Source organism: Intrasporangium sp. (assembly GCF_032907665.1).
Classification (GTDB): Bacteria; Actinomycetota; Actinomycetes; order Actinomycetales; family Dermatophilaceae; genus Intrasporangium.
The window spans coordinates 1-5,008 of sequence record NZ_JAJJPG010000190.1; the positions used below are offsets into that span (position 1 = coordinate 1).

At 70.5% G+C, this 5,008-nt stretch carries 6 protein-coding genes and 1 tRNA gene; 2 read left to right on the forward strand and 5 right to left on the reverse strand.

Annotation, left to right across the window (positions count from 1 at the left end):
* Positions 1-11 precede the first annotated feature (11 nt).
* Positions 12-1,235 (forward strand): acetyl-CoA C-acetyltransferase, encoded by a 1,224-nt coding sequence (locus LOY02_RS17770; protein ID WP_317183707.1) that lies wholly within the window; start codon positions 12-14, stop codon positions 1,233-1,235.
* A gap of 30 nt (positions 1,236-1,265) precedes the next feature.
* Here LOY02_RS17770 and LOY02_RS17775 read toward each other — a convergent pair whose 3' ends face one another.
* Both LOY02_RS17775 and LOY02_RS17780 read right to left on the reverse strand, forming a co-directional pair.
* Positions 1,266-1,628, reverse strand: coding sequence for a hypothetical protein (locus LOY02_RS17775; protein ID WP_317183702.1), 363 nt, complete (start codon positions 1,626-1,628; stop codon positions 1,266-1,268).
* A gap of 44 nt (positions 1,629-1,672) precedes the next feature.
* The gene (locus LOY02_RS17780; RefSeq protein ID WP_317183703.1) at positions 1,673-2,554 is read right to left on the reverse strand and encodes a Bax inhibitor-1/YccA family protein; all 882 of its coding nucleotides are present in this window, start codon (positions 2,552-2,554) and stop codon (positions 1,673-1,675) included.
* Positions 2,555-2,723: 169 nt separating this feature from the next.
* Between LOY02_RS17780 and LOY02_RS17785 the strand changes: the two genes are divergently transcribed.
* A tRNA-Leu gene (locus tag LOY02_RS17785) sits at positions 2,724-2,797 on the forward strand.
* Between the two features lie 51 nt (positions 2,798-2,848).
* Here LOY02_RS17785 and LOY02_RS17790 read toward each other — a convergent pair.
* From LOY02_RS17790 to LOY02_RS17800, 3 genes are read right to left on the reverse strand one after another with little or no spacing between them, the layout of a single operon-like run.
* Positions 2,849-3,814 (reverse strand): Ppx/GppA phosphatase family protein, encoded by a 966-nt coding sequence (locus LOY02_RS17790; RefSeq protein WP_317183704.1) that lies wholly within the window; start codon positions 3,812-3,814, stop codon positions 2,849-2,851.
* On the reverse strand, positions 3,811-4,452 hold the full coding sequence (locus LOY02_RS17795) for a DUF501 domain-containing protein (protein WP_317183705.1): 642 nt from the start codon (positions 4,450-4,452) through the stop codon (positions 3,811-3,813). The genes LOY02_RS17790 and LOY02_RS17795 overlap by 4 nt, the downstream gene beginning before the upstream one ends.
* On the reverse strand, positions 4,449-4,841 hold the full coding sequence (locus LOY02_RS17800) for an FtsB family cell division protein (protein ID WP_317183706.1): 393 nt from the start codon (positions 4,839-4,841) through the stop codon (positions 4,449-4,451). The genes LOY02_RS17795 and LOY02_RS17800 overlap by 4 nt, the downstream gene beginning before the upstream one ends.
* Positions 4,842-5,008: the final 167 nt, after the last annotated feature.

Consider the following 5,008-nt stretch of genomic DNA (forward strand, 5'->3'; position numbering starts at 1 on the left):
AGGAGGACATCGTGACCGAAGCCGTCATCGTCTCGACCGCCCGCTCGCCCTTCGGCCGCGCCTTCAAGGGCTCGCTCAAGGACGTCCGCCCCGACGACCTCGCCGCAGACGTCATCCAGGCAGCGCTCGACAAGATCCCCGCGCTCGACAAGTCGCTCATCGAGGACATCTACCTCGGGTGCGCCGAGCCGTCACACCGCCACGGGTCCAACATGGCCAGGGTGGTCGCCACGCTCCTCGGTCTCGACGACACCCCGGGCGCGACGATCAACCGCTTCTGCGCCAGCTCCGCCCAGACCACTCGCATGGCCTTCCACGCGATCAAGGCCGGCGAGGGCGACATCTTCGTCTCGGCCGGAGTCGAGTGCGTCTCGCAGTACGTCAACTTCGCCGGCGCCGGCGGCGCCAACGAAGACGACATGAACCCGAAGTTCCTGCCGGCCCGCGAGCGCACCATGCGCACGGCCGAGACCAACGAGACGTGGCACGACCCGCGCGAGGACGGCGAGCTGCCCGACGTCTACATCGCCATGGGACAGACCGCCGAGAACGTCGCCACGGCCTACGGCATCAGCCGCCAGCGGCAGGACGAGTGGGGCGTGACGTCACAGAACCGCGCTGAGGCCGCGATCGCGCGCGGCTTCTTCGACTGGGAGATCACCCCGGTGACGACGCCCGACGGCACTGTCGTGAGCAAGGACGACGGCCCCCGCCCCGGTGTGACGATGGAAGGGGTCTCCGCCCTCAACCCGGTCTTCCGCGAGAACGGCACGGTCACGGCCGGCAACGCGTGCCCGCTCAACGACGGCGCGGCGGCCCTCGTCGTCATGAGTGACACGAAGGCGAAGGAGCTCGGCCTCGAGCCGCTCGCCCGCGTCGTGTCCACCGCGGCCACCGGCCTGTCCCCCGAGATCATGGGTCTCGGCCCGGTCGATGCCGTCAACCTCGCCCTCAAGCGGGCCGGCATGTCGATCGGCGACATGGACCTCTACGAGATCAACGAGGCCTTCGCGGTCCAGGTCCTCGGGTCCGCCGATCGGATCGGCATGGACTATGACAAGCTCAACGTCAACGGCGGCGCCATCGCCATCGGCCATCCCTTCGGGGCCACGGGCGCCCGGATCACCGGCACCATCATCAACGCGCTGCGTGAGCGGGACGAGCAGTTCGGGCTCGAGACGATGTGTGTCGGTGGCGGCCAGGGCATGGCAGTCATCTTCGAGCGCCTCAGCTGAGCCGCCCTCACTGGCGCACAACACGCCCGGTCATCGCAAGCTCCCCCCTGGTATTTCAGGGGGGAGTGTCGCGTTTCCGGGCGTGTTGCGGGCCGACAGGCTCCTGCGTATGCCGCTGAGCGCGCTCACGAGCTCAGTGGCCTCCGCGTCCGGTGCGGTCGCGTAGAGGTCGAAGACCATCACCGCGAGCTGGTCCATGACGACGGCCGGGCCGAGGTCCGGCACCGGTTGGGCCGGCCGCCCCCGCAACCCGGCGACGCGATCAGCGAGCTGCTGGACGAGGGCCGACGTCAGCGGCATACGCGAGAGCGCGTGGTCGAGCGGCAGCTGACGCCACCGCTCGACCACGCGCCGCAGCTCGTCGGAGACCTCCTGCGGGACAGGGGACCTCACGGTCGTTCAGTCGTTTCGACCAGTCGTTCCGTCGAGACGGACCGTCACGCGTCGCGCAGTCGCGCGAGGAGGCGGGCGATCTCGATGTAGAGCCAGACGACCGACACGACGAGGGCATGCGCGAGCAGCCACGAGTACTTCTGCGGCGCGCCCACCCGGACGGCGTTGTCGATCGAGTCGAAGTCGACGGCCAGGGAGTAGGACGCGAGGCCGACACCGAGGAGGCTGAGGCCGATGCCGATCGGGCCGCTGCCGCCGAAGCCCCAGCCGTCGATGACGCCGGTCAGCAGGAGGGCGACCTGGACGAGCGAGAAGAGTGCGTAGCCGGCGATCATGAAGACGAACATGCGCCGCGACTTCTCGGTCACCTTGATCAGACCAGTTGCGTAGCCCGCGTACATCGCCACGAACACACAGAGCGTCGCTACGACGGCGGTGAGCACGAGGTCCGGACCGTAGGCGGAGGCGAGGAAGTAGCTGAACGCCCCGAGGAACACGCCCTGGACGGCCGCGTAGACGAAGTAGAGCGGCGTCGGGATGTTCTTCATGAACATCATCGCGAATCCGAGGATCAGCGTGCCGAACATGCCGCCGAGCCACAGCGGCGAGATGAGGCTCTGGTTCGCGTCGACCATGAACCACGAGACGCCGGCACCGGCGAGGGTCACCACGAAGAGGACGAGGCTCTTGACGATGACGTCATCGAGCGTGACCCGGCCCGTGTCGACGGGGCCGGCAGCCTGACGCGCGTAGAGGTCGTTGAGCTGCTCCGCGGTCACGGCGTCCTGAACCGCGTAGCCCGTCGTCGCTGCCTGGGTGGAGCCCATGGGGCCCTGCTGCCCACGCTGCGGCTCGCCGAAGCCGGCGTAGCGCTCCTTCTCGAGCTGCTTGTCGATCCGGTCGAAGACCGGGTTTCCACCTGCCATGTTGTCTCGTGCCTCCCCAGCACCTGGAGCCACGTGCCCACGGTGGGCGTGGCGACTGTCATCAGCCTAAGCGTTCGAAGGGGTGCTCTGAGTTCCCGGTCCGCCCCATCTGCCCGTCCGAGACGCAACCGTGATCGGTTGCCTCGGCGCCGGGCATACTGAGGGCTCCGCCCCCGTAGCCCAACCGGCAGAGGCAGGCGACTTAAAATCGCCCAAGTCAGGGTTCGAATCCCTGCGGGGGTACCCCGAATCCGCATGGTTGCCTGCACGTCAGGGCTGGCCGATCGGCCCGGGTCAAGCGATCGACAGGGCGATGCCGTCGAGGATGTCGTGCTCCGACGTGACGACCTCGGTGATACCGGCGACCGCTGCCACACGCTCGATGACCCGCCGCCAGACGAGGGCACCCGCCCCGATGACGTCGACCCGGCCCTCGTGCATGTAGGGCAGGGCGGCGCGCTCCGCGTGGTTCAGGCCGAGCAGGTCGGTGCAGGCGGCCACCACGGTCTCGACGGGGAGCCGGGACAGGTGGATCCGCTCCGGGTCGTAGGTCGGCAGCCGCAGGGCGTGGGCCGTGATCGTCGTGACGCTCCCGGCCAGACCGACCAGGCTGCGGACTCCGGCCAGGGGGACGGTCGCCGCCGCCTCGTCGATGGCGCGATCCACATCGGCCGTGGCGGCCGCGATCTCCTCTGGCGTCGGGGGATCCGAGTGCAGGTGGCGCTCGGTCATCCGGACGCAGCCGACGTCGACCGACCGCGCGGCCTCGACGTGGCTCGTCCCGCGGACGAACTCGGTCGAGCCTCCCCCGATGTCGACGACGAGGTAGGGGCCGGGGACGCCGCGAGCGGCCAGGCCGCCGGTCGCGCCGGCGAACGACAGGCTCGCCTCCTCGTCACCGGTCACCACCTCGGGGACGACCTCGGCGCCCCAGTGCTCGTCGAACGCGGAGCGCACGCCCTCGATGAAGTCCCCGGCGTTCCGCGCATCGCGGGAGGCCGAGGTGGCCACGAAACGCACTCGGGAGGCGTCGAGCTCACGGCACTCAGCGGCATACGTCCTCGTCATGGCCAGCGTGCGCTCCATCGACTCGTCCGAGATGACCCCGGTGCGGTCGACCCCGTGCCCGAGGCGGACGATCTCCATCCGGCGCCGCACGTCGCGCAGGGCTCCCGTGCCCGGGCTGACGTCGGCGACGAGCAGCCGGATGGAGTTGGTGCCGCAGTCGATGGCGCCGACGCGCACGAGCTGCTCACTCATCGGTCGTGGTCCCTGGGGTCTCGATCGTCCTGGTCGGCGGGTGGCTCAGCGGCGTCGGCGGCGTCTTCCGCGGCGTGGAGCGCTGCGCAGGAGGTCGGCACCCACCAGTCGCCGAGCATCTCGAGTGCCTCGTCGCCCAGCGGGTTGACTCCCGGACCGGCCGCGAGCGCGTGCGCCACGAGGACATGGAGGCACTTGACGCGCGAGGGCATCCCGCCGGCCGACACTCCCGCGATCTCGGGCACGTCGCCGAGCTCGGCCCGACTGGCCAGATAGTGCTCGTGGGCACGTCCGTGGGCGGCGCGCAGGTCGGCGTCCTCGGCGAGCCGCGCCGTCATCTCCTTCATGACCCCTGCCGTCTCCAGGGTGCTGATGGCACCCGTGAGCCTCGGGCAGGTGGCGTAGAAGGTCGTCGGGAAAGGGGTGCCGTCGGGCAGGCGCGGCTCGGTCCGCAGCACATCGGGCTCGCCGCACGGGCAGCGGTGGGCGACCTCGGCGACGCCGCGAGGGGGTCGGCCCAGCTGGCGCTCGACGGCGGCGAGGTCGGACGGACTGACCGCTCGCGTGCTCCCCGACGGACCCCCTTGGCCCGGCGCGGTCGTCGGCCCTGTTGCCGTCTCGGGGTCGGGCCTCGTCATCGGGCCAGGCCAGCCGTCGGGCGGTCAGCGATCTGGATGGACTGCCACACCTTGCCGTACCACGGTGACGACTCATTGGCCATCGGCGCGGCGACGAGCGGGTCCTGAGCCGCCTGCTCCTCCGAGCGCTCGGCCTCGATCCCGGTGACCGAGTAGGCGCGATCCCCCACCCGCACGAACCGCAACCGCTCTCGGGCCTGCTCCTCGATGTACGTGGGGTCCTCCCACAGGGCCGCCTGCTTCTCCAGCTCCTCCACGGTGAGGTGCTGCTGCGCGACCTTTCCCTGCAGGGCGACGGTGTCGTTGCGCTGCTGGATGACCGAGCGGAGGGTCGGCACGAGTGTCACCGCGAGCATGACGATGATCCCGAGCAGGATCGCGCCGCGCACCCACGTCGTCGACTGCGAAGGGGGGTCGGGCGGTCTGGTCCGGGCCCGGGCGGCGAGGGCGGGGCGCTCCTTGCCCGGCCCGGAGCGGCCGGAGCCCTGCGGGCCTCGGGCGGGTCCCGTGCGTCCCGCTGCGGTCCAGGCGGACCACGGCCACCAGGTTCAGCTGG

Bases quoted from the DNA above. Each gene is read 5' to 3' on its own strand.
- LOY02_RS17790 (WP_317183704.1), bottom strand. From the start codon at position 3,814: ATGAGTGAGCAGCTCGTGCGCGTCGGCGCCATCGACTGCGGCACCAAC.
- LOY02_RS17780 (WP_317183703.1), bottom strand. From the start codon at position 2,554: ATGGCAGGTGGAAACCCGGTCTTCGACCGGATCGACAAGCAGCTCGAG.
- LOY02_RS17795 (WP_317183705.1), bottom strand. From the start codon at position 4,452: ATGACGAGGCCCGACCCCGAGACGGCAACAGGGCCGACGACCGCGCCG.